Origin of the sequence: Desulfovibrio subterraneus (assembly GCF_013340285.1) — a bacterium.
GTDB lineage: Bacteria > Desulfobacterota > Desulfovibrionia > Desulfovibrionales > Desulfovibrionaceae > Halodesulfovibrio > Halodesulfovibrio subterraneus.
The window spans coordinates 843,584-867,099 of the sequence record NZ_BLVO01000013.1 but is presented as its reverse complement, the minus strand read 5'-3'; the positions used below and the strand labels follow the sequence as shown (position 1 = coordinate 867,099).

The 23,516-nt window shown below is 55.7% G+C and carries 20 protein-coding genes; 16 read left to right on the top strand and 4 right to left on the bottom strand.

Going from position 1 to position 23,516, the window contains the following annotated elements; genetic code table 11:
- The first annotated feature begins 1 nt into the window (after position 1).
- The 10 genes from HUV30_RS10685 to HUV30_RS10640 all read left to right on the top strand — a co-directional run bounded on the left by HUV30_RS10685 (position 2) and on the right by HUV30_RS10640 (position 11,116).
- Complete coding sequence (locus HUV30_RS10685) at positions 2-433, top strand: ATP-binding protein (RefSeq protein ID WP_174405414.1); 432 nt, start codon at positions 2-4, stop codon at positions 431-433.
- Complete coding sequence (locus HUV30_RS10680; protein ID WP_174405413.1) at positions 421-765, top strand: STAS domain-containing protein; 345 nt, start codon at positions 421-423, stop codon at positions 763-765. Before HUV30_RS10685 ends, HUV30_RS10680 begins: the two co-directional genes overlap by 13 nt.
- 16 nt (positions 766-781) lie before the next feature.
- The gene (locus tag HUV30_RS10675; protein WP_174405412.1) at positions 782-1,900 is read left to right on the top strand and encodes a FapA family protein; all 1,119 of its coding nucleotides are present in this window, start codon (positions 782-784) and stop codon (positions 1,898-1,900) included.
- Positions 1,901-1,907: 7 nt separating this feature from the next.
- Positions 1,908-2,660, top strand: coding sequence for a motility protein A (locus tag HUV30_RS10670; protein ID WP_174405411.1), 753 nt, complete (start codon positions 1,908-1,910; stop codon positions 2,658-2,660).
- Positions 2,661-2,663: 3 nt separating this feature from the next.
- The gene (locus HUV30_RS10665; RefSeq protein WP_174405410.1) at positions 2,664-3,419 is read left to right on the top strand and encodes an OmpA/MotB family protein; all 756 of its coding nucleotides are present in this window, start codon (positions 2,664-2,666) and stop codon (positions 3,417-3,419) included.
- Positions 3,420-3,421: 2 nt separating this feature from the next.
- The gene (locus HUV30_RS10660) at positions 3,422-5,197 is read left to right on the top strand and encodes a CgeB family protein (protein WP_174405409.1); all 1,776 of its coding nucleotides are present in this window, start codon (positions 3,422-3,424) and stop codon (positions 5,195-5,197) included.
- A 3-nt stretch (positions 5,198-5,200) separates the two neighbouring features.
- The gene (locus HUV30_RS10655) at positions 5,201-6,616 is read left to right on the top strand and encodes a glycosyltransferase family 9 protein (protein ID WP_174405408.1); all 1,416 of its coding nucleotides are present in this window, start codon (positions 5,201-5,203) and stop codon (positions 6,614-6,616) included.
- A gap of 245 nt (positions 6,617-6,861) precedes the next feature.
- On the top strand, positions 6,862-8,610 hold the full coding sequence (locus HUV30_RS10650) for a flagellar hook-length control protein FliK (protein WP_174405407.1): 1,749 nt from the start codon (positions 6,862-6,864) through the stop codon (positions 8,608-8,610).
- Positions 8,611-8,622: 12 nt separating this feature from the next.
- Positions 8,623-9,342, top strand: a complete 720-nt coding sequence (locus tag HUV30_RS10645; protein WP_174405406.1) for a flagellar hook assembly protein FlgD — start codon at positions 8,623-8,625, stop codon at positions 9,340-9,342.
- A 124-nt stretch (positions 9,343-9,466) separates the two neighbouring features.
- On the top strand, positions 9,467-11,116 hold the full coding sequence (locus tag HUV30_RS10640; protein ID WP_174405405.1) for a flagellar hook protein FlgE: 1,650 nt from the start codon (positions 9,467-9,469) through the stop codon (positions 11,114-11,116).
- A gap of 162 nt (positions 11,117-11,278) precedes the next feature.
- On the opposite strand, the gene HUV30_RS10635 is transcribed toward HUV30_RS10640, so the two are convergent.
- Together HUV30_RS10635 and HUV30_RS10630 are read right to left on the bottom strand one after the other, a co-directional pair.
- Entirely contained in the window at positions 11,279-12,850 is a 1,572-nt protein-coding gene (locus HUV30_RS10635; RefSeq protein ID WP_174405404.1) for a methyl-accepting chemotaxis protein, read from the bottom strand.
- 197 nt (positions 12,851-13,047) lie between these two features.
- On the bottom strand, positions 13,048-13,449 hold the full coding sequence (locus HUV30_RS10630; protein ID WP_174405403.1) for a flagellar protein FlaG: 402 nt from the start codon (positions 13,447-13,449) through the stop codon (positions 13,048-13,050).
- A gap of 288 nt (positions 13,450-13,737) precedes the next feature.
- Here HUV30_RS10630 and HUV30_RS10625 point away from each other — a divergent pair, with 288 nt between their 5' ends.
- Positions 13,738-14,631 carry a flagellin N-terminal helical domain-containing protein gene (locus HUV30_RS10625; RefSeq protein WP_174405402.1) on the top strand — a complete coding sequence of 298 codons (894 nt, stop codon included), beginning with the start codon at positions 13,738-13,740 and terminating at the stop codon, positions 14,629-14,631.
- An 84-nt stretch (positions 14,632-14,715) separates the two neighbouring features.
- On the opposite strand, the gene rnc is transcribed toward HUV30_RS10625, so the two are convergent.
- Positions 14,716-15,408: a ribonuclease III gene (gene rnc / locus HUV30_RS10620; protein WP_174405401.1), complete on the bottom strand. Its 693-nt coding sequence runs from the start codon at positions 15,406-15,408 to the stop codon at positions 14,716-14,718.
- Between the two features lie 27 nt (positions 15,409-15,435).
- On the opposite strand from rnc, the gene acs reads away from it, so the two are divergent.
- Positions 15,436-17,574: an acetate--CoA ligase alpha subunit gene (gene acs / locus HUV30_RS10615; protein WP_174405400.1), complete on the top strand. Its 2,139-nt coding sequence runs from the start codon at positions 15,436-15,438 to the stop codon at positions 17,572-17,574.
- An 82-nt stretch (positions 17,575-17,656) separates the two neighbouring features.
- Positions 17,657-18,721 carry a phosphotransacetylase family protein gene (locus HUV30_RS10610; RefSeq protein ID WP_174405399.1) on the top strand — a complete coding sequence of 355 codons (1,065 nt, stop codon included), beginning with the start codon at positions 17,657-17,659 and terminating at the stop codon, positions 18,719-18,721.
- A 98-nt stretch (positions 18,722-18,819) separates the two neighbouring features.
- On the opposite strand, the gene HUV30_RS10605 is transcribed toward HUV30_RS10610, so the two are convergent.
- Positions 18,820-19,023, bottom strand: a complete 204-nt coding sequence (locus HUV30_RS10605) for a hypothetical protein (RefSeq protein WP_174405398.1) — start codon at positions 19,021-19,023, stop codon at positions 18,820-18,822.
- Between the two features lie 163 nt (positions 19,024-19,186).
- Here HUV30_RS10605 and HUV30_RS10600 point away from each other — a divergent pair, with 163 nt between their 5' ends.
- From HUV30_RS10600 to HUV30_RS10590, 3 genes are all read left to right on the top strand, one after another.
- Positions 19,187-20,386 (top strand): MFS transporter, encoded by a 1,200-nt coding sequence (locus tag HUV30_RS10600; RefSeq protein WP_174405397.1) that lies wholly within the window; start codon positions 19,187-19,189, stop codon positions 20,384-20,386.
- Between the two features lie 50 nt (positions 20,387-20,436).
- Positions 20,437-20,787 (top strand): hypothetical protein, encoded by a 351-nt coding sequence (locus HUV30_RS10595; RefSeq protein ID WP_174405396.1) that lies wholly within the window; start codon positions 20,437-20,439, stop codon positions 20,785-20,787.
- A 126-nt stretch (positions 20,788-20,913) separates the two neighbouring features.
- Positions 20,914-23,496 carry a TIGR03960 family B12-binding radical SAM protein gene (locus HUV30_RS10590; RefSeq protein ID WP_174405395.1) on the top strand — a complete coding sequence of 861 codons (2,583 nt, stop codon included), beginning with the start codon at positions 20,914-20,916 and terminating at the stop codon, positions 23,494-23,496.
- Positions 23,497-23,516 lie beyond the last annotated feature (20 nt).

Genomic DNA, 23,516 nt, shown 5'->3' with positions numbered 1-23,516 from the left:
AATGCATGTGTACACACTCACGACCAAGGCACATCCGGACGCCTCTCGGGCTTTGACCAAAGGGGCTGTTGCGGTACTGAAGGATTACATAGTCAATGAAGAGGTACTGCATTCGCTGGACCTCCTGCTTACCGAAGCTGTTGCGAACTGTGCGCGCCACGCCTATCGCAATATGGAAGTAGGCAAGGTTGAAATTGAACTCGACATTGATCCCGGCAATTCCGTCACATGCAAAGTCTCAGACTGGGGCATGGGGTTTTCCAAAACCGGAACGAATATTGCCAATCCTTCTCTTTCACAACCCGAGGCTGAGGGGGGCCGCGGGTTATACATCATTGCTTCGCTGGCAACGGAGTATTTCCTGACCGAAGACAACGGCAAAAACACGGTGCACGCACAGCTAACCATACCGAGGGGGCTATGGATTCGTTAAACCCGATTCAGCAGGGAACCACCCTGCTGATTCAATTCAAAGGCGAAGTAACGCTTAACACTGCACCAGACCTCCGGACAAAGATCGAGTCGTTCGTCGAACGCGAACGCATTGAGCACCTTGTGGCGGATATGCAGGAAGTCACATTCATAGACAGTTCAGGGGTGGGCATGCTGGTGGCCCTCAAGACGAAGATGGCCAGCAAGAGCAAGTCACTGTTCATCCTCAATCCCTCTGCTCAGGTCCGATCCACGCTCGGGCTTGTTCATCTGAGCAACTTCTTTCAGATACTGGAAGGCGACGAAGGCATTCTAGACATATTGCCGGAATAGCCATCAGAGGTAGCAGATGTCGCAAATACTGGTTCATTATTTCGACCCTGATTTCGACCACATGCACCTGACTCCCAAGGAGTCGGTCAGCGGTAAGGTTGACCACTACAACCTGGACTATGTGCAGAATGTCGTGGCCGGACAGGTGCTGGCAGAACTGGTGCCCGCGGACGCTCCGCTGCGCCCCGGTGTGATATCTCCCCGCCCCTGGGCGGGACAGCCGCTTCCCGTGGGGCCCAATACAGCGGTCAACCCCAAAAATGCCGGACAAATCATTGCAACCGTGAACGGATATGTCTTCTATCATGAAGGTGTCATTACGGTTAAGAAACTGTTGAACGTTCGCAGAGATGTGGACTTTCACACCGGCAATATCGTATTTGTGAGCGATATCTGCGTGCACGGGGCCATACGAACCGGGTTCAGCGTGCAGGGGCGAAACATTCTGGTAAAGAAGAACGTCGAAGGTGCCCGTGTTGAAGCGCTAGGCAGCTTCACCGCAGAAAACGGCATCAAAGGCGGAAAAATGGCGCGAATTTCGGCAAAGGGAGACATAAAAATCCCCTTCATCGAAAACGCCACACTGATTGCCGACGGCGATATACTCATTGATGGTTCCTGTATGCACACCGACGTGTGGGTTCAGAAAAATCTGGTTGTAAAGGGACGTCTGCAGGGGGGCACTATACACGCAAACCGCATCGTCTACATTCAGGACCAGCTGGGCGGGGGCATAAGCACCATGACCAGCATAGAAATGGGGTACGATCCGGCGCAGATGTTCAACCTGCGCGCTGCCGACGAGGGAATAGCCAAGCTGAAGGCATTGATAGAATCTCTGGAAAAGAAATGCGGCAAACATGCCGAACTGAAGGCGGAATGCGAACCAAAGCTTGAAATATCGCGAACCAGACTCGTCACCCTGCAGAAACGCAGGCAAGCCCTGTGGGAACAGATGACAAGCGAGTCTGACCTGCGCACATGCCGGATAATCGTACCGGGACAGATACGTCCCGGAGTCGAAATAAGTATTGGCGGAGTCTATTGCGTTATTAACGACTTCATGGAAAACGTCTGCATCACTTGTCAGGACAACGAAATAGTATTTGACTCTCCAGCCATGGTCAAAAAGTAGATAGAATATGGATATAGCAACGTTAATTGGTATTCTTGGCTCTCTCGGCCTCATTGTCGGTGCCATCGCCGTAGGCGGCAGCATGGGGGGCTTTGTAGACATCCCCTCTGTCATCGTTGTTGTCGGCGGTACGTTCGCCGTCGCATTCGTCATGTTCCCGCTCAAAACGATTCTCAGTGCCGCCAAGGTCATCATGAAGACCTTCTTCGCCAAACCGCCGGAACTGACTGATTCCATTCAGACCCTTATCGGCCTCGCTGAAAAAGCGCGAAAGGAAAGCCTTGTGGCGCTGGAAAAGGTTTCCGTTGAAAACCCGTTCATGAAGCGCGGCATTCTGCTTGTTTCCGACGGTACCGAGGAATCCATTGTCAGAGCCGTCATGGAACTGGAAATGTCCAACATGGTGAAACGCCACCGCACCGGACAGGAAATCCTCAAGGGCATGGGCACAATGGCTCCCGCCTTCGGTATGATCGGAACGCTGATCGGCCTTGTGCAGATGCTCCAGAACCTTGATGATCCTTCTTCCATCGGCCCCGCAATGGCCGTTGCACTGCTGACCACTTTTTACGGTGCCATCATGGCAAACTGCCTGTTCCTGCCCATGGCCAAGAAACTGGAAGAACGTTCCAATGAAGAAGCCCTGAACATGGAACTCATCATGGAAGGCGTTCTTGCCATTCTGAACGGCGAACACCCCAGCATAGTAAAAGAAAAACTGGATTCATTCCTTCCTCCCGGCCAGAGACAAAGCAGGTAAGCCATGGCAGAAAAAAAGACCTGCCCGCAGCCATCACGCAAATCAGATGACCCGCCGAAACAGGAAGGTCTTCCGGAATGGATGGCCACCTTTGCAGACATGGTTACGCTGCTGCTCTGCTTTTTCGTGCTTCTGCTCTCCTTTGCGCAGCAGGATGCCAACAAGTTCAAGACCCTCATGGGGTCCGTCAAGAACGCGTTCGGCATTCAGATAAAAAGGCCCGATGCAGAATTTGCCGCATTTTCGCCTTCGCAGTTCGAGCGCAAGGATGTGGAACTGAAGAAAGATGATCAGCAGATTCTGGGCATGGTGGTAGAGCTGAAGAACATTGTCCTCGAAGATCCCAACCTGAAGAAAACCGTTAAGGTTTCCGCAGAGGATCAGGGCGTGGTAATGCGCTTTCCTGTGGACACCTTCTTCGCCCCCGAATCGGCGGAGGTCAAACTGGACGCCGTATCACTGCTGGACGGGGCCATCAAGATTCTCAAAGAGCGCAACGTAAACCTCGTTGTCCGCGGGCACACCAGCGATATTGCTCCGCCGCCAGGCCCCTACCCCACCAACTGGGAGCTTTCGAGCGCCCGAGCGGCAGCCATGCTGCGGGCCATCATGGCTCGCGGGGATATACCCCCCTCACGGCTGAAGGCCGTAGGCTATGCCGACTCCCAGCCCCTGCTGCCCAATACATCGGACCCCAACAGAGAAACGAACAATCGCATGGAGCTGTATCTCCACAAACCCGAGGTTAAAAGCTGGTAGCCATGCAGGTTTCCGTTTCAAAGGATTATCAGGTCCGGCCGGTAGCAGATAACGAAACGCTGGTTGATGTTCAGATCACACGTTCCGGTAAAACCATGCCCCTGCTCGGCCCCGGCGGAGCGGAAAGAGAAATGCAGTTGCTGCGCCCCTTCCTGTCGCAGGAAGACAGGACAGGCACGCTGCCCGTGCTGCTTGGCAGCGGAATGGGCCATGCCCTGCAAGCATTACTTGAACAATATGATGGCCCTGTTGCGGTTGTGGACAATGAACTGCCCATTCTGCACTGCACGCGCCTTAACCAGCTTCCGGCACAGACAGGGACATCAGATGCAGCGCATAAAGGCCAGCATCCCGGCCTTCTTGCAGAAGCCCTAAGCACAGGCCGGATTCTCTGGATTGCAGATGACAATCCGGAAACCGTGCTGGCGGGCCTGACAAAATGGCAGATGGAGCATGGCGGAAAACCGCTTCTGGCACTGTCCCATCCGTTCTATCTGCGTCTCGACCGGGACTATTACGGCACCATCCGCGACAGGCTGGCGGCAAGCGTCCGGTACGACTTCTGGGCCAAAGCCGCGTATCCCAAATTTTCCGGCACCGCACCGCGCCTGCTGCTCATCACCAGCCAGTATTTCCTCATGGGGGAGATCGTCACCGCCTGCGAACGGCTGGGATACCCCTACCACCTGCTGACCCTGAGCGATGACGAGGTGGGCCATACCGAATTCGTGGAACGCCTGCTCAAGGCCGTGCTGGAATTCAAGCCGGACTTCGCCTTTACCATCAACCACCTAGGGGTGGACCGCGAGGGTGTGCTCACCGACCTGCTGGAAAAGCTGCAGCTGCCCCTTGCCTCGTGGTTTGTGGATAACCCCCACCTTATCCTCTATCTGTACAACCGGCTCATCAGCCCGTGGACAGCCATTTTCACGTGGGATACGGACAACATAGCCTCCCTGCAATCCATGGGCTTCGAGCATGTCCGGTATCTCCCGCTCGGGACTGACCCTGTCAGGTTCGCAAAACCCGCCTCGGTGCCTGCGCACCACCCGCTCAAGCGCGACATATCCTTTGTGGGCAATTCGATGGTGTACAAAGTCGCCCACCGCATGAGGGCAGGACGCTTCCCCAAGCCGTTGCTCACAACGTACAGGCAGGTCGCGCGGGACTTTGCCGCACATGAAGAACGCTCCGTCCGCCAGTTCCTGCAACACCACCATCCCGCTCTCTTTACGCATTTCAGCGAGCTGGACACGCCCGAACGACAGCTTTCCTACGAGACAATGATCACATGGGAAGCAACACGCCAGTACCGCGCCCGCTGCGTGGAGCAGACCCTGCCCTTCTCCCCCCTCATTGTCGGCGACAAGGGGTGGCGGCAAACCTTCCGCTCTACGCAACACCCGTGGGACCTGCATCCGGAAATAGGCTATTACGACGAACTGCCCCACTTCTATCCGCTCTCGACCATCAACTTCAACTGCACCAGCAAGCAGATGAAGGGAGCAGTGAACCAGCGGGTGTTCGACGTTCCGGCCACAGGCTCTTTCGTGCTGACCGACTGGCGGGAACAGATGGATGAACTCTTCGTTCCCGGCAAAGAAGTCATCTGCTATCACGAGCCGGAAGAAGCCCCTGACCTCATCCGCTTTTACCTGCATAACGAGCAGGCCAGACACACCGTCATCTCTGCTGCGCGAAAACGCATTCTTGCGGAACATAGCTACGAACAACGCGTGACCGATCTGGCGGCTGCCATGCGCGACATATTCGGGTAGCCCATGAGCGCAAAGCCCATTCTTGTTCTTCAAATGCAGCGCATGGGGGATCTGGTTCTCACCTTTCCCCTTCTGCTCTGGCTGCAGCACCAATACCCCGGCCACCCCATATGGGTAGTGGCGGAACGGACCTTCTTTGAAGGCCTCATGCCGCTGAGCCCGCATGTGACCTATTTCCCGCGGGAGGCTGCCCCCCTGCTCGCAAAGGAAGAGTACAGCCTCGTCATCAACCTGAGCCACAGGCCGGAAGCTGCCGCCCTTGCCGGCGCGCTGCACTGCGAACATCTTGCGGGTCCGGCAACCACTGCCGCCGGAACCACCTATATTCACGGCAAATGGCAACTGTACAGAGCCAGCCTTGTCCATAACAACAGGCACAACCTCTTTCACTGGGCAGACCTGAACGGGCTGGATACGGTTCCTGCCGCTCTCATCAGATCATCCCGCTGGCCGGACCCGGAAACGGACCGGACTGATGCGACCAAAGTGGGCGTGTTTCTCGGTGCCAGCGATCCGGCAAAGCGCCCAACCGTTGAGGCATGGTCATCTCTGGTGACCGCCCTGCTCAAGCGCGGCATGAAGCCGGTTCTGCTGGGCGGCAAGGCCGACATGCCGCTCGGAAGTGCCGTGGCCCACAAAACAGGTACGGCAGCACTGAACCTGTGCGGCAGGTTTTCCCTTTCCGAATTCTCGACCCTCATCAGAACGCTCCGCTGCCTCATAACGCCGGATACAGGCCCCATGCACGTTGCGGCATGGACAGGCACCCCCACGCTCAACCTCTCCATGGGTTATGTGCACCCATGGGAAACCGGCCCTTACCAGCCGGGGCATCATGTTCTGCGTTCCAGCATCAGCTGTAACGGCTGCTGGCAGTGCAAGCACCCATCCTTTCTCTGCCACAAGACATTTTCCATGGAACGTGTGGCGGCCCTTACGCACGCGCTTTCCAAAAAGGATGGTACTGAAGATATTTCCGTAACGCCTGCAGGGCAGAGGCTGTATACAACCACGCGCGGAGCGGACGGACTGTACAGCCTGCGCCATGCGGACGGCACGGAAATTACCTCCCCCAGACACCGGCTTGCCCTTTTCTGGAAGGCGTTTTTCGCCAGTGAGTTTGGGGTGACTGCCTCTCATGATGCCGAGACTGCATTCAGGATGCTCAACTCGGTCTCTCCGCAGCTCGTTCCTGTTCTGAAGAAGCAGCTGCTCGGCATAAGCAGAGACCTGCTTCCGGCCATTAAGGGCAAATCCTCCCCTGCCGCCGCTCCCGACTACTGGAAACAACATCCTCTCTTCATACGCCCGCTCACGGGCTACATGCAGCTTGCACTCTTCAATCAGGAATTTTCAGGCGCAGCGCATGCTGACGCACTCTCCATGATTGAACGACTTCTGGGCCTAGCCGCCGGCTAACCCCCTTTCCCCCTTCTGCTCCGCTTTCTCCCCCTTGCAGGGCAAACATTGCACATATAACGGCAACAGAGCTCCTGTATTCTGTTCCCTGCTTTCCCCCAGCCTCCCCCAAAAGGGGAAACCTTTGCCGAGCCAGGCAACACATTCCCCTCTCAAGCCTTTACCTGCGACACATAACCATCTGTATTTTAACAACTGAAAGTTTTGGAACGCTTTTCGCTTTGGGAGGTCCAAAGGAGTCTTCCATGCAATTCTTTCCCGTACTATTTTCAGAATCATCCCCTTCAAACGGGATCAAGGCGCAGACGAAGGCAGCCGGTGCCTCCGCTTCGTCTTTTGAAGGCATTCTGAAAAATACGGCCAGCATGGGGCAAAGCTCGCTCAAGACTGCTTCCAACGCGCTTTCACTCGCCGGCAGCAATGCGCAGGCAGACAAGATCCGCAACCGCCTTCTCGGCACCGGCGGCAAGGAAGATGGCATAAACGGTCTGCGCGACGGCAAGATCGACGTGCACACCTATCACAGCCTCAAGACCAAACTCTCCAACCTCGGCGTTGACGACAAGACGCTTGATGAGCTTGAAACGTCGGCCTCTGAAGGTTCTCTCACGTGGAGCAGCCTGCTGCACTCTCTGGCCGAAAACGGTGCCTTCACCGGACAGGAAACGGCCGCTTTCAAGCTTGATGATGCCACCCGCAACGGCGCATCCGTCTTTCTGCAAAAGCTTGGCTTCACGCCTGAAGAATCCGGCAGCCTGCTGGATACCGCGCAGAGCGGCAATCTTTCCAAGGCGTGGAACAGTGTCCTCAACAAAATAGCTTCCATGCCCGAAGGAACCACCCTCGACATCAGCCAGGAAGAACTTGCCAACATAGGCAAGGCTCTCCAGCTGGACGAATCCGGCATAAGCCGCATGAAGCAGCTCTTTGCAGGGCAGGAAGGTCTTACCGTAGACACAAAGGGCCTGAAGGCTCTGCTCTCAGAAATTTCCAATAGCATTACTGCCAAGCGCAACGCGGCCGAAGAGCGTGTTACCAGCTTGCACGATGCGCTTGCTCCCGCCATGGAAGAGGCATGGGAGCGCTCCGGCAGATTCAATGCTGCCGATATGCGTGCTTCCAAGGAAACCGCGGCATCGTCGGTTCTTATCAAGGATAGTGCGACAGCCGAAGCCAACGGTTTATCAACCGTAACGGCAGGTTCTGCGGGGAACAAGGAAGTGACCCGCGAAGCACGCAATGCTGCCATGCAGGAAAAAAACGCCGAGTCCGTGAAACAAACAGACAACAAGAACGCTGTTCATCCGGCAACCGACAAGCAGCAGAGCGCAGAGTCTCGCCAGTTTGGCCGTTTCAACGACACGCTCTCAGACGACACCATGCAGAACAAGAGCAGGGACAAGCAAAAAGATGCCCTGAAGTCCCTGCTTGAGCGCCTTGAAATCAACTCTGCTCCTTCTACCAACGGGCAGACCGTGATCGACCAGAACGCCGCAGCTGCCAACGGTTTACGTACGGCTGCAGCCAGAACGGCAGAAAGACAGGTTTTCGAACAGGTTGAAAGCGGCATGCTCCGCACCATGCAGAACGGTGCAAAGCAGCTGACCCTGCAACTCACTCCTGAAGATCTCGGCAAGATCACGGTCATTCTTTCCGTCAAGAACCATGAAGTGAATGCGCTTATCAGACCCGAAAGCGCGGAAGCTGCCAAGGCGATCAATGACCAGTTGCACCAGCTCAAGACTTCTCTGGAAAACCAGGGCCTGAAGGTGGACAACATCGAGGTGCAGACCGGGCTGCAAAACCAGCAGGACATGTCTTCCTGGCAAGGCTCCACAGAGCATAACGCGCAGCAGGAACTGAGACAAAAATTCTTGAATCAGAGGCGGTTACACAACCTCAGAGCAGACAATACGGCTTTGGCCCAGGAAATGCACAATACCGGGGAAACGGCAAAACATTCCACCCGTCAGGGTGTGGATCTTATCGCATAAGAGAGGTTTCCCATGGCAACGGCAGTAGATGGCAGCATACTTGGCAAAGCCGAACAGGAATTCGGGCAGCTGCAGGTTCGCGGCAAGTCCGATCTGGGCAAGGAAGACTTCCTTACCCTGCTGGTTGCTCAGCTCTCCCATCAGGACCCCATGAACCCCATGGACGACAAGGAATTTGTTTCCCAGCTCTCTGAATTCTCCAGCCTTGAACAGCTCACCAATATTTCCGGCGGCATCAAGGAAATGAACGATTCCACCTCCCGCCAGGAAATGATCAGTGCGGTCAGCTTCATCGGCAAGGACGTGCGAGCCAAGGGGTACGGCCTCTCCAAGACCGCCGATAGCACCAGCTCCCTGTATTTTACCATTACCGAGCCCGTGGCCAACGGTTTCATCAACATCTACGACCCGAATATGAACCTTGTCCGCACCGAAAGCATCGGCACCAAGCAGACGGGCAACTACGAATATCAGTGGGACGGCAAGGACTACAAGGGAACCGAAATGGCAGACGGCGTGTACTCGGTCGCCATGTACGCCGAGGGGCTGGATGGAAAGCCGGTTCTCATCTCCACGGAAGTGAGCGGCAAGGTGGCAGGCGTGCAGAGAGACGGAACAGACCAGTACCTGCGCCTCGCCGACGGCCGAATAGTTAAATTTACGGACGTTCAGGAAGTTGTTGATAACTCTTCCATCCCTACCACGGATGAAACACCTTCGTCCGAGGAATAGCAATCGGATTTACAAAACCTAACCCAGTGCAAAGCTGGCTTAAGCCGCCTGCACACAGCTTGACAATGATGTGCGGAATAGTTCCGCACACTGTGGCACACAGTGCCTTGTAAGGAGGTCGATCATGAGTCTTACCGCATCCATGTGGACAGGAATTTCGGGCCTGCTGGCACATGGCGAGAAAATGAACGTTCTCGGCAACAACATTGCGAACGTCAACACCGTTGGGTTCAAGGGCAGTCGCATGGACTTCGAGGACTTCATCAACCAGGATGTCAACAGCGCCGCCGGTGTCACACAGGTCGGCCGTGGCGTTGCCATCGGAGCCATTTACGGCGACTTCAGCCAGGGTGCGTTTGAAACCACCACTGAAGCAACCGACCTTGCAATCGGAGGCAAGGGCTTCTTTCAGGTAAAAGTGAAAGACGAAGAAAGCGTCTATTACACCCGCGCAGGCAACTTCCGCTTCGACAAGGACGGCTATCTTGTCGACCCGCACGGCTATGTGCTGCAGGGCTGGCAGATTCAGACGCCGCGTCCCTCGCTGGCAACATCTTCCACGCAGGTGACAAGCACGTCTTCATCCATCAAGGGATCAGGTGTGCCCACCGACATCAGGCTGGAAGGCTTTACGTGTGAACCCAAGCACACTTCCAACGTCACCATGATTACCAACCTTGATGCCCGTGACGGCGGCGACAAGGCCAGCAACGATGCTGACCCGTTCTTCGCGATGTTCTCGCAGTGGAACGGTCTGGACAATCCGCCCATCGGCCAGAACAGTTTTGCCTACCAGTCCACGCTGCGCGTGTATGACGAAGGTGGCACCGCACATAACCTGACGGTCTACTTTGACCAGGTTGCAGCAGACACCGTTTCCGGTGCAGCAAGCGGCAAGCGCTACTGGGAATACATGGTAACCGTGGAACCCGGTGAAGACGGACGAGTCTTCAACGGTACCAAGGTAAGCACCACCTCATCCGCAGGTGTGCTCATGACAGGTACCCTTACCTTCGACAGCTCGGGGCAGCTTGTGGACCAGTCCGCATACACCATCAAGAGCAACGCCGGTACGGACCTGAAACAACTTTCAAACTGGGCACCCACCACGTATTCGACAAACGGCTACCCGCTGTTCACTGCGAACTTCTCAGGCCTTTCCAACGCCAGCTTCGTAACCCCCGGTCTGTCGACCAATGTTACCGGCTCGCTCATGGAACTGAACCTCGGTCTCAAATACACGAGCACTTCGGCTGGCCTCGTCAACGGCGGAGCAGGACAGACTGCGGCAACCATTGGCAGCAACGCCGGCAACCTCATGTCGCTCGGCAGCAATGTTGAACGCCAGTCTTCGGCCACCACCAGTTTTGCGGGTGCTTCATCCACCCTGCTGCAGAGTCAGGATGGGTACACCTTCGGCTTCCTCCAGAACGTTACCGTTGACCGCGACGGCATCATGCGCGGCCGCTACTCGAACGGCATCATTCTGGACCTGTACCAGATCACGCTCTACGACTTCCAGAGCGAGCACAACCTGCGCAGAGAAGGCGGCAACCTCTTCTCCGCAACCCGCGATTCGGGCGAAGCACTCCCCGGACCGGCCAACAACAACGGGCTCGGCGCGGTGTATTCGAACTCACTTGAGCAATCCAACGTGGACCTTGCCAAGGAATTCGTTCAGATGATCACCACGCAGCGAGGCTTCCAGGCTAACTCCAAGGTCATCACCACCACGGACACCATGCTGAACGAAGTCATAGGCATGAAGCGCTAATACTGACTGCACAATGATCGACCATATACGGCAGGCGGCCCCGAAACCGCCTGCCACCCGAAAATCCCGCTTTACCCGAGGCGGGATTTTCGTTCATCCTGCAGCAAAAAAGCGGCCCGCCTCACCGGCAGGCCGCTCAATGCGGTTTCCTTGATCGCTACGTTACTCCGGCAACGCCATTCGCTGTCGTGCGGAGAAATAGGCCATGGAAGAATCCAGTTCTTTCGACTGACGGGAAAGGGATGCGGAAGTTCCGGCAATCTCTTCGGATGCCGCAGCATTCTGATGCACCACGCTGTCCAGAGCCTGAATGCCCTTGTTCACCTGCTCAGCTCCCTGATGCTGCTCCGCACAGGCGGCAGAAATTTCCTGAACAAGGCTGGATGTTGCTTCAATATCCGGCAGCAGTTCGGCAAGCATTCTTCCTGCTTTGTCGGCAATGTCCACACTGCTGACAGAAAGCTCGCTTATCTCTTCAGCCACATGGTTGCTGCGCTCCGCCAGTTTTCGCACCTCGCTGGCAACCACGGCAAACCCTGCACCGTGTTCACCCGCACGGGCCGCCTCTATGGCAGCGTTTAACGCCAGCAGGTTCGTCTGTCTGGCGATTTCCTGTATGAAGCGTATCTTTTCCGCTATATCCCGCATGGCCCCAACGGATTTGCTCACGGCCGCCCCGCTTTCCCGTGCATTGTGAGCAGACTTGAGAGCCATTTCCTCTGTGCGTTTGGCATTATGCGCGTTCTGTTCAATATTCGAGGTCATCTGCTCAACAGAGGATGATATCTCCTCCACGGCAGAAGCCTGACGGCTTGCACCTTCTGCAAGCGATTCAGACGCGCTGGCCAACTCGTTGCTCCCCATCGAAACCTGTCTCGCTATTTCCTTTGATTCCATGATGATATGGCGCAATTTTTCAAGCATGGCGCGCAAACTGGCAACCAGTTCGCCCATCTCATCCTTATTATCATACTGTATATGGGAATCCAGATTCCCCCCGGCAAGCGAGGCAACATACACCTTTATCTTTTCAAGCGGCGAAAGCAGGCTGGCCTTCATTATCAGCCATGTAAGCAGAATTATTACCAGCAATGCGCCCCCGGCAATGCCTGCCACATTGTATTGGGCCTCCCGAATTCTGGCATTTGCCTCTGCGAGAGAGCTGATGATCTCGAAAGCTCCATGCACTTCCCCGGCGCGCCACCCTTCCTTGATGCCTCCGGTTACATCCTTCTCCCCTACGGGGTCGCCGTGGCAGTATAGGCATTCTGCCGTCAAACGGATGGGGCGGAAATACCGGATCTCATCCTTTCCATAAATGATGTACTCGGACAGATTGCCCTGTTCCAGCTTTTCCAGCACTTCTTTTTCAAGTTCCGTGGGGGCATTGGCCGGATTACGGGGGCTGTTCTTGGGAACGCGGAATTCGTAGCCGGCCTCTTTTGCATTAACCTTGGCCATGTTTATGGCGGTAATCACCGGTACGGCCTCTACCACCTTGTCCGGCGGGATCTCGGCAAAGGGTTTTATGAGGTGCATCTCAAGTTTTTTGGACATTTCATTCCGTCCGGCCTCTGCCATGAGAACAATGGCCCGACTTTTAGCCACAACGCTTTCCTGTGCTCCCTGCCGGATATCCTGAACCCGGAGAAGCGACAGAATGACAGCAACGACCAACGGCCCGGCCACGGCCACACTCAGCATTTTTGCGCGCAGACTCATTCTTGATAGCATGGAGTCCCCTCTCCTTGGACGAAAAGAAACATTGATGGAACGGAACAGTATTGCACCGTGCCATACTATATCAGTTTCTCACTGACTCCATTATAATGCTGCCTGTTTCGCATATTCCTGTACCGGATATAACAGACCACGAAAAAAGGCATGGTTGTACCATGCCTTTTGTAAGCACTATCAAAACATCTCTTCGGTCAGGAACGCAGATTGAGAAAATTCCCTATGGCAGTCCTGCCCTGAGCATTTATGCGAAGGACGCCTTTGGGAGGGATGCGCATGAGCACCTTGCTGCGATCCTCATCTGTAACTTCCACTTCTATCTGCCCGTCTTCGGCGTGCATAACCTCGAACTTCAGATGTACACCTTGTTCTTCCATGCGCTTCTGCAATTCTTCGGCTGCCTGCCGTATGTCTTTTTCACTGGCAGGTTCTGTGTTCTGGTCACTGCTCCCGTTCCCGGTTTCGTCAACGCGTGTCTGAGAAGCCTGCTTGTCGATCGGTGTCGCATAAACGTTGCTTCCGGGGTCCGCCCCTCTTACAGGGCCGGGCTCGCCATAGGTATGGAGCAGACCGCTGTCAATTTCTTGCAGTCTCATGACGACTCCTCCCGGTTGAAAAGCCGGCACTATGCCGGAATGGGACTAACTCCTAACATACGTCTTATCGGCTCACATTAAATTTGCTTTAGGGCAGCATGAACACTTTTTCCCACCGGCCTTCCTGCGTCGAATATCCGCCCAAGCAGGCGGAAAATATTGACCATCTGCGCCGCAAACCCACAAAAACAGCATTTCATGCATTTTTAACACTCTGAAATAACTATTAATTTATCATTTGGCATCGCCATTGCTAAGTCCAAGACAGTACAACAAGGAGGTTATACCATGTCTTTGGTCATAAATCACAACCTTATGGCGATGAACGCGTCTCGTAACTTGAATGCAAGTTACACCAGACTGTCAGATTCCACGCGCCGTCTGTCTTCCGGTCTGCGCGTGGGAACCGCAGCGGACGACGCAGCAGGTCTGGCCATCCGCGAACTTATGCGGGCAGATATTTCCACAATGAACCAGGGGATCCGTAACGCAAACGACGCGATCTCCATGATCCAGACGGCCGACGGCGCTCTGCAGATCATCGACGAAAAACTGATCAGAATGAAGGAACTGGCGGAACAGGCAGCCACCGGTACCTACAACTCGGACCAGCGTCTCATGATCGAATCGGAATATCAGGCAATGGCATCGGAAATTACCCGAATTGCCAACGCCACCGACTTCAACGGCATTCACCTGTTGAACGGTACACTTTCCGGCAATGTGCATAACGGCAGCGGTCTGAACGCCACGGGCAAGCTCAAGGTGCACTTCGGTACGGGCAACGACTCAGCCGAAGACTATTACTACATCCAGATCGGCATCTCCACCGCATCTGCCCTTGGCATCGGCAACAATACGCTTGCAACGCACGGCGGGTACACGATTTCCACCCAGTCCGCGGCACAGCAGGCACTGAATGCGATTGACCAGGCAATTATTTCCAAGGACAAGATCCGTGCCTCTCTCGGTGCCCTGCAAAACCGCCTTGAGAACACGATATCGAACCTTACCATTCAGGCAGAAAACCTGCAGGCTTCAGAATCCCGAATCTCCGACGTGGACGTAGCCACCGAAATGACGGAATTCGTGCGTAACCAGATTCTGACCCAGGCTGCAGTGGCCATGCTCTCGCAGGCCAACTCTCTGCCGCAGATGGCAATGAAGCTTATCGGCGGTTAGTAGCACCGCGCGTCGAACATCGTTCAAGGCGACCAAAGACGAAAAAGGCCGGGGAGCTCCCCCTCCCCGGCCTTTTCAAAAAACCTATTGGTCCATTGAACGTTCCAGCAGCTTAAGCGCCAGTCCGGCGGCTCTCTGCTCAGCCCGTTTAACACTCGGGCCGTCTGCAGTCACAGTTTGGCCGTCGGGTAATGTAAGCAGGACTTCGAACACTTTTTCATGTTCCGGCCCTTTGCTGCCGGCCAGGGAATACACAGGGCGCTCTCTGAAGCACTTCTGTGTAAGTTCCTGCAATCTGCTTTTATAGTCCTTGCTCTTGCCTCCTTCCGGCTCCTGCGGCCAGCGAGAGGCGAAAAGGACGTCTACAACTGCGAGCGCAGAGGCGTATCCGCCATCCAGAAACACGGCCCCCAAGACGGCTTCCAGTGCATCGCTCAGCAGAGAATGCCTGTCCCTTCCGCCCTGGCTCTCTTCCCCCTTGCCCAACAGCAAACAGGCATCAAGCTTTAATTCCTTGGCAAGCTCCGCCAGAGATGGCTTGCTCACGAGCTTGGCCCGCATACGGGTCAGGTGTCCTTCCCGTGCGCCCGGGAACATGGCAAACAGCCGCTCCGAAACGCTCAGCTCCAGCACCGCATCACCAAGAAATTCAAAGCGTTCGTTATGTTCAATATCGCCACCCTGCTCGTTAGCATGCGAGCTGTGGGTGAGCGCCGTTTCCAGCAACTTGACTTGCCGGAAGCGATAGTGGATAGAATCTTGTAGAATGTTAAGCATTTTCACCTTTCTCCAAAGTGGGGGCCCATGACATATCACCGTAACATCCCGGCCCTGTTCAACCCCGAAAACGTTGCCATTATCGGAGCCTCTGCCACAACCGGAAAAATTGGAAACGTGGTATTAGCCAACCTGCTGGAGGCAGGTTTTGCTGGTGGGATATATCCTGTAAACCCGAAGTCGGAGACTATACTTGGTTGCAGGGTTGTCCGCAACATCCGCGACCTGCCTGATTCAGTCGATTTGGCCGTAATCTGCATTCCCCCGGCAGAAGTTGCCGGGGCTGTAGACGAACTGGGCAAGAAAGGTGTCAAATCCATTGTCGTTATCACTGCAGGATTCAAGGAAATTGGCGGCAACGGATGGTACCTTGAAGAAAATGTCAAAAAACTGGCAGAAAAATACGGCATAGCCCTGCTCGGCCCCAACTGTCTCGGCCTCATCAATACCGGAGCACGGCTCAATACTACATTTGCCGTAGGCCAGCCTGCCCGCGGCAACATCGCCTTTTTCTCGCAATCCGGCGCCCTGTGCGTTTCCATCCTTGACTGGGCGCAGGAGCGGAGCCTCGGTTTTTCAAAATTCATCAGCATCGGCAACAAGGCCATTCTCGACGAGTCCGACATCCTTGCCTATCTGGCGGAAGATCCCGACACGCGGGTCATCATCGGCTATGTGGAGGGCGTGGAATGCGGCCAGCGTTTTTTGCAGGTCGCCCAGAATGTCACGCGCGAAAAGCCCGTTATCATGATCAAGTCGGGCAAAACGGGCGCCGGTGCCAAGGCTGCTTCTTCTCATACCGGTGCCATGGCAGGTGCCGATCAGGCGTATGAAGCGGCCTTTGTCCAGACGGGAATAATGCGGGTGAGCGCCCTGCGGGACCTTTTCAATCTTGCGCAGGCATTTTCAAGCCTTTCCCTGCCTGCCGGACCCAATGTAGGCGTGGTCACCAACTCCGGCGGCCCCGGCATCATGGCTGCCGACGCCATAGAACTGTCCCGCCTGATCATGGCCCCTTTATCCGCAAGCACGGTTGATGCGCTCAAGGGCATCCTTCCTCCCTTTGCCGCCTTCTATAATCCCGTGGATGTCATTGGCGATGCCAAGGCGGACAGATTTTCCGGTGCCATAGATATCGTCCTGAAAGACGAGATGGTGCACTCGCTGCTTATTCTTGTCTCCCCCACTGCACGCACTGGTGTGTCTGATGTGGCGCGGGCCATTGTCGAGGTGGTCGCCAAACATAACAAGCCGGTATTTGCCTGCCTCATGGGCGGGCCAGCCGTCAGGGAAGGCAGAGAAATACTCGTGCGGGCGGGCATACCCTGTTATGATTTTCCTGAACCAGCCATTCAGGCCATAGAGGCCCTTAACCGCTACAGGGAATGGAAGGTACAGCCCATGCCGGTGGAGGTGTGCTACCGGCGCAACATAACCAAGGCGCGGGAAATAATTCGCAAGGCTCAGGCGGATGGCACACAGGAAATTGTGGAATTTCAGGCACAAGGTCTTCTCAAGGCTTACGAACTACCCATTCCGGACACCAGACTCTGCCGCACCAGCGACGAGGCAATTGCCGCAGCAAAACAGATAGGCTTTCCCGTGGTGCTCAAGATCGCCTCACCGCAGATTTCGCACAAAAGCGATGTGGGGGGGGTCAAGGTCAACCTCAAGTCGCCGGAAGAGGTGCAGGCAGCCTTTCTGGACATTACCTCCAGAGCGCAACGCCAACGCAAGGACGCCTACATAATGGGCTGTCTTGTGCAGGGCATGGTAGCCCGCAATGCCAAAGAGGTGCTTATCGGCTTCAAACGTGACCCGCAGTTCGGCCCCATGATCATTTTCGGACTCGGAGGCATCTATGTAGAAGTGCTCAGAGACATCTCCTGCAGGCTGGCTCCCCTTTCCCTGAGCGATGCACACGATATGATACGTGAAATCAAATCGTTCCCGCTTCTGCAGGGGGTGCGCGGCGAAGAATCCGTCAACTTCACGGCCATTGAAGACATTCTTTTGATCATGTCACAGTTATCACTTGATTTTCCGGAGATTCATGAGGCAGAATTCAATCCCGTCCTTGTCAACAGCACAGGAGCGTGGGTGGCGGATGTGCGCGTGATTCTGGCTCCGGCACCAGATGCCGGGACCTGCGGCTTGAAAGAATAGCCGGTCCACACAATGCGCGGGACACGCAGACAGGTGGAACAGACACATATCGCACCCAACGGCAACATCAGAGGAGGAGACTATGGCTGCCGGTATCTACATCGGATCGACAGCCGGATATTCCGGCAAGAACATGGTCGTCATGGGCATCGGGCTTCGCCTTCAGAAGGAAGGTCTGAATGTGGGCTACATGAAGCCAGTGGGCGCCATGCCCGAAGAGCGTGACGGCATTCTCGGCGACGAGGACGCTTTCTTCGTACAGGATATTTTGGGACAGGATGCCCCGGCCAACCTCGTCACCCCAGTGGTGGTGACGCAGGATTTCAAGGTCCGCGCATTCAGCGGACAATGCGACGACCTCATGCCCTCCATCGTGAACGGCTACAACACGTTGCAGCAGGACAAGGACGTCATGGTGGTTGCGGGCTCCGGCAGCATGTACTCCGGCCGCTACTGCAACGTGGACGGCATACGCGTGGTACGCGAGCTGAACCTGCAGGCTGTGGTCATCGACCGTCTGCAAAAAGAGCTCAACTACGATTATCTTGTCGTTCTCAAGGATACGCTCGGTGATAATATGGCGGGCGTGGTGCTGAACGACATTCCTCAGAACTTCATGAACGAGGTGGATGGACTCATCCGCCCGTTCCTCGAAAAGAACGGCGTGAAGGTGCTGGGAGTTATTCCCAAGGACCCGCTCATGGGAGCCATAAAGGTTGGCGATCTGGCCGAACGTCTGGGCGGCAAAGTCATTTCCGCACAGAACAAGTCCGACAAGGTCGTGGAAAACTTCCTCATCGGCACCATGCAGGTCGAGAACTTCATGACCCACTTCCGCAAGAACAAGAACTCCGCCATCATCGTCGGCGGTGACCGTTCGGATGTTCAGCTTGTGGCGCTTGAAGGAAACTGCCCCTGCCTCGTGCTCACGGGCAACCTCTACCCCAACGACATCATCCTCACCCGCTCGGAGGTGCTGAACATTCCCATCGTGGTGGTACGGGACGATACCTACACCGTTGCCAAGAAGATGGAGATCATTCTCTCGCGCCACAAACTGCGCGATGTGATCAAGATCCGTCAGGGAGCACAGCTTGTGAGCTCCGCCATCGACTTCAATTATCTCAAGGAACGCATGGGGCTGTAACTGCCCCAATGACATTGCCAAAGCAAAGGGGGGCAAAAGCCCCCCTTTTCAATGCCGTTGGCGAAACAGCGATCCGGCAGAAAATGGCAGAAACGCAGCTAGTTGGCTGCTCCTGCTAATCCGTACTGATTCCCGACCGACTCATAGACAGGCGGGGTGACACTCCTGCGAATGGAATGCGGCCCCTTGCCCTTGGCCACGTCGGTTATCCTCTGCGAATAACTGCTTCCGACACTGATGCAGGCATAGGTTATTCCCATAATAAGAAGAGCCTTGCCCATGAACGATAACGCGGCGTGCATATTCCGCTCCTTGCTTCTTGCGAATCGTTCACACAGACGCACTTCCGGTCCCGCAAAGCCTATGCGGAACAAGTCGGCAATCTTTGCCCGATTTGCGTTCAGCGCAGAATGCAGCAAGAAACATGCACAACAATCTAATGTTACAAGAACTTTCTGAAAGAACATGAGCACGGCAGATCAAACCACCTCCACACCACCATTTTCCAGGGCGTTGCCGTGGATTCTGTTCATAACTTTCATGTTCTTTTTGAACCAGACCTCGCGCATGCTGCTTGCCCCCATGCTCGTCCCCCTGCAGGATGAATTCAATCTTTCCTACACCGACGCTGGCGCGCTTTTGCTCTTCACCTCGGCAGGCAATGCCTTCAGCGTGTTCTGCAGCGGCTTTCTTTCCAGCAGACTGCGCCACAGGTATGTTATCCCCCTTTCCATAGGCTGCTACGGCCTTGCGCTCACCTTTCTCTCTTTTGCCAGCTCCCTTGACGAGCTGCGCATCGGCTTTACCCTGTGCGGCATGTCCGGCGGCATGTATTTTCCTTCCGGCCTTGCGGCACTCGGTTCCATTGCCGACCGCAAGGACTGGGGCAAAACCATATCTGTTCACGAACTTGCCCCCAACCTTGCCTTCATCGTTGCGCCTACATTTGCCGAAATAGCCCTGCAATTCACGGATTGGCGCGGTGCGCTGCAGGCCATGGGCGGCATTGCCGTTACCGGCGCACTGCTCTTTCTGTTCAAGGGAAGAGGCGGTAACTTCCACGGTGAACCACCCGGAAAAAGCACAGTTCCCTCTCTGCTTAAACGCAGGGAGACATGGCTGTTTGTCCTTATCATCGGCGTTGCTGTGGCAATGGAATGGGCCCCGTACAGCATCATGCCCCTGTTTCTGGTGAATGCGGAAGGCATGGACAGAACCTCGGCCAATGCACTTATGGCAGTCACCCGCATTCCCACGCCCTTCATGGCTCTTGCCGGTGGCTGGCTTACGGACAGAATGGGTGAAGAACGCATTCTATTTATCTCCTTCGCCGGCAGCGTTGTTGCCGTCATGCTTGTGCCGGCAGTGCACGGGCAGTGGCTGACCATGACGCTTTTCATGCAGGCGGCGCTTCCACCGCTCATGTTTCCGGCCATTTTCAAGATGTTTGCCAACGCCTTTCTGCCGGCGGAACGATCACTGGTCCTTTCCATGACCATGCCGCTGGTTGCTTTTCTCGCTGCGGGCGGTGCACCGGCCATGATCGGATTCTGCGGTGACCTGGGCAGTTTCGGGGCCGGATTCATCATTCTCGGGCTTGCGGGCGTGGTCTGCCTTCCTGCCATTCGAAATTTCGGCAGAATGACCTCGCAGCTTGACAGGTAGAGGGCTAAGCCCTACCTATTGCGCGGTAACAACCCCCAAGGAGAAATCTCATGGCATATGAAGTTAAGCTGGTTAAGCTGGTAAGCGGCGATATGGTCATCGGCAAGGCCGGTGTTGAAATAGGCAAGCTGACCGAAGTAGCCGCCCTGCAGACCGTTCCCACCCAGCAGGGGGTGCAGATGATGTTGCTGCCTTTCGGCTATCCTTTTGAACAGGACTTCAACGGCACCATTGAAACCACGCATGTTCTTTATGAATATAAGAACTGCCCTGAAGAACTGAAGAGCAAGTATATCGAAGCCATTTCCAACCTGACTCTCAGCACGGGCGGCCTCGGCGGTCTGAATCTGCAGAACCCCGGTGGCGGCAAGGTTTCCGACATTTCCAAGCTGCTCAAGTAAGAACGCTCAGTTCCGTATACCCGAAAGGGGGGTGGCACATGCCACCCCCCTTTGTTATCGTTACCGACGGCAATCTGCCACACAGCAGACTGCGTTCACATTTTTCACAGGCGTAAGGAGCTACTCATGCGCGAACTGCTCTCCCTCATCCCCAAACCCACCCGCTATCTGGGAATTGAAGAAGGGGCCATTCACAAGCGAAAAGATGCCGTAAACCTGCATCTGGCCCTCGCCTTTCCTGATATGTACGAAGTGGGCATGTCCTATCTCGGCCAGAAGATTCTTTACGGAATCATCAACAACCGGGAAGACTGGTGGGCAGAGCGCGTGTTCACTCCCTGCGTTGATACGGCCGCCGTTCTCCGCGAACACAAGGTGCAGCTCGCCACGCTGGAATCGGATACTCCGCTTTCACGCCTCGATCTGGTCGGCTTTCATGTAACGCATGAACTTTGCTACACCAACATCATGTACATGCTCGACCTTGGCGGTATTCCCCTACGGACCGTCGATCGCGGCGACAACCTTGATATTCCGATCGTCATGGCTGGCGGCGGATGCACTCTTGGAGCGGAACCTCTTGCGCCGTTCATGGACCTGATGGTTCTCGGTGAGGGTGAAGACCTCATGGTGGAACTGCTGGATGTTCTGCAGCAGTGCAAGAAGGAAAAGACGACCCGCCACGAGTTTCTGCGCCGCGCCTCGCGCCTGCACGGCGTTTACGTTCCCTCGTTCTTCGAATTCAAGGGCAAGGACCAGCCCCTCGTCCCCCTGTATGAAGACCACACCGCCCCTGCCCGTCGTGTCATTCCGGACATGAACACGGCCACGTTCCCCGTATCGCAGCCGGTTCCCTTCGGTGCTGTGCACAGCCGTCTGGCACTGGAAATCGGCCGTGGCTGCACCCGTGGCTGCCGGTTCTGTCAGGCCGGCATGATCTACCGCCCGGCCCGCGAACGCTCCGTTGAGGAAATCGAGCGCATCCTGCACGAAACCCTCACGTCCACGGGCTATGACGAACTTTCGTTCCTCTCACTGTCCACGGGTGACTTCTCCGCACTCAAGACCCTGTTCACCAGAACCGTGGACCGGTGCAGCAGCGAACAGATTTCCGTCTCCCTGCCCTCTCTGCGCGTGGGGTCCATCGATGACGACATCATGGCCCGCATGGCGGGCATACGCCGCACCGGTGCAACCCTTGCGCCGGAAGCCGGAAGCCAGCGCCTGCGCGATGTCATAAACAAGGGCATAACCGAAGAACAGCTTCTGCTGCATATCCGCAAGCTCTTCCAGCACGGCTGGCAGCAGGTAAAGCTCTATTTCATGATCGGCCTGCCCACGGAAACCTACGAAGACCTTGATGCCATTGTGGAACTGTGCCGCAAGGTGCGCTGTGCGGCCGGATATGTGAAGCGCCTGAATGTTACGGCTTCCATCTCTCCCTTCGTACCCAAGGCGCACACCCCTTTCCAGTGGGAAGCCCAGATTCCGCTTGAAGAAATCAAGAACCGCATTTTCTACCTTCGCGATGCCTTCAAAAAAGAAAAGAGCATGCGCATGCGCTGGCACGAGCCCAGCTCCAGCGCGCTTGAAGGCATTTTCTCCCGCGGCGACCGTCGTCTTGCGGACGTGGTGGAAACGGCCTACCGCAAGGGTGCCGTTTTCAGCAGCTGGATGGAGCACTTCAAGCTTGAACCCTACCTTGAAGCCCTTGGCGAACATGGCCTCACCTACGAAGAGTACATTGCGGAGCGCGATGTTTCCCTTCCTCTGCCGTGGGATCACATTGTCAGCGGCGTTTCCAAGGAATACCTGCTCAAGGAACGCCAACGCGCCTACGACATGGCCATTACGGACGACTGCCGCTACGGCAGCTGCCACCTGTGCGGCACCTGCGACGTGGGCAAGCGTCCCTCCCTGCTGGACCGCATTACCCCGGAAACGACCTATCAGAATGTTCTGAACCGTACAGAGCGCGACCAGCTTACCCATGAGCCGGAAACGGACGAAAGGGGCAACGTCATCCAGCTGCAGACAGAAAGCAGCGCACCGCCCCAGCTTGCCGAAGAACTGGGCAACAAGGCCGTGCATTACCGCATATGGTACACCAAGGAAGGCCCTTCCATCTTCCTTTCGCAGCTTGAGCTGCAGGCCGTTTTCGAAAAGGTGTTCCGCCGCGCACGCCTGCCCATGACCTTTTCACAGGGCTTTCATCCCCTGCCGCTCATCTCGTTCGGCAAGGCGCTGCCCGTTGGCGTGGCAAGCACCGCGGAATGGGTAAACATTTACCTGCGTGAGCACATGCCCGCGCAGGACCTGTTCAATGCCATTGCGACTGCTTTCCCCAAAGGAATGCACCCCACCCGCATTGAACTTCTCGATTTCCGCAGAGTGCAGCCGCAGGCCATTGCGGAAGAGTTTGAACTTGAATACTGCGGCGCGCCCGAGCGCCTTGAAGAGTTCAAGGCCGCCTTTGCCACTTTCGCGGACTTCGAAATATTCGACTGGACCCGCGAAACAAAGAAGGGAGAACGCACCGTAGACATCCGCCCCATCTTCCACAGAATTGAAGCGACGGACAACGGGTACAAACTGACCTTTGACTGGTCTGATCTGTACGTTTCGCCCCTGAAGCTCATTCTCGCGGTGGTGCCGGAATTCGGCCTGCTGGACTTCAAGCTGACAAAGACAGCACAGCACATGGAATAAAAAAAGGGAGGCGAAAGCCT

Excerpts from the sequence above, each read along its gene's own strand:
- HUV30_RS10595 (WP_174405396.1), top strand. The coding sequence starts at position 20,437 with ATGGCATATGAAGTTAAGCTGGTTAAGCTGGTAAGCGGCGATATGGTC.
- HUV30_RS10660 (WP_174405409.1), top strand. The coding sequence starts at position 3,422 with ATGCAGGTTTCCGTTTCAAAGGATTATCAGGTCCGGCCGGTAGCAGAT.
- acs (WP_174405400.1), top strand. The coding sequence starts at position 15,436 with ATGACATATCACCGTAACATCCCGGCCCTGTTCAACCCCGAAAACGTT.
- HUV30_RS10625 (WP_174405402.1), top strand. The coding sequence starts at position 13,738 with ATGTCTTTGGTCATAAATCACAACCTTATGGCGATGAACGCGTCTCGT.
- rnc (WP_174405401.1), bottom strand. The coding sequence starts at position 15,408 with ATGCTTAACATTCTACAAGATTCTATCCACTATCGCTTCCGGCAAGTC.
- HUV30_RS10605 (WP_174405398.1), bottom strand. The coding sequence starts at position 19,023 with ATGCACGCCGCGTTATCGTTCATGGGCAAGGCTCTTCTTATTATGGGA.
- HUV30_RS10635 (WP_174405404.1), bottom strand. The coding sequence starts at position 12,850 with ATGCTATCAAGAATGAGTCTGCGCGCAAAAATGCTGAGTGTGGCCGTG.
- HUV30_RS10630 (WP_174405403.1), bottom strand. The coding sequence starts at position 13,449 with ATGAGACTGCAAGAAATTGACAGCGGTCTGCTCCATACCTATGGCGAG.
- HUV30_RS10600 (WP_174405397.1), top strand. The coding sequence starts at position 19,187 with ATGAGCACGGCAGATCAAACCACCTCCACACCACCATTTTCCAGGGCG.
- HUV30_RS10665 (WP_174405410.1), top strand. The coding sequence starts at position 2,664 with ATGGCAGAAAAAAAGACCTGCCCGCAGCCATCACGCAAATCAGATGAC.
- HUV30_RS10675 (WP_174405412.1), top strand. The coding sequence starts at position 782 with ATGTCGCAAATACTGGTTCATTATTTCGACCCTGATTTCGACCACATG.
- HUV30_RS10680 (WP_174405413.1), top strand. The coding sequence starts at position 421 with ATGGATTCGTTAAACCCGATTCAGCAGGGAACCACCCTGCTGATTCAA.
- HUV30_RS10655 (WP_174405408.1), top strand. The coding sequence starts at position 5,201 with ATGAGCGCAAAGCCCATTCTTGTTCTTCAAATGCAGCGCATGGGGGAT.
- HUV30_RS10670 (WP_174405411.1), top strand. The coding sequence starts at position 1,908 with ATGGATATAGCAACGTTAATTGGTATTCTTGGCTCTCTCGGCCTCATT.
- HUV30_RS10610 (WP_174405399.1), top strand. The coding sequence starts at position 17,657 with ATGGCTGCCGGTATCTACATCGGATCGACAGCCGGATATTCCGGCAAG.
- HUV30_RS10645 (WP_174405406.1), top strand. The coding sequence starts at position 8,623 with ATGGCAACGGCAGTAGATGGCAGCATACTTGGCAAAGCCGAACAGGAA.
- HUV30_RS10650 (WP_174405407.1), top strand. The coding sequence starts at position 6,862 with ATGCAATTCTTTCCCGTACTATTTTCAGAATCATCCCCTTCAAACGGG.
- HUV30_RS10590 (WP_174405395.1), top strand. The coding sequence starts at position 20,914 with ATGCGCGAACTGCTCTCCCTCATCCCCAAACCCACCCGCTATCTGGGA.
- HUV30_RS10685 (WP_174405414.1), top strand. The coding sequence starts at position 2 with ATGCATGTGTACACACTCACGACCAAGGCACATCCGGACGCCTCTCGG.
- HUV30_RS10640 (WP_174405405.1), top strand. The coding sequence starts at position 9,467 with ATGAGTCTTACCGCATCCATGTGGACAGGAATTTCGGGCCTGCTGGCA.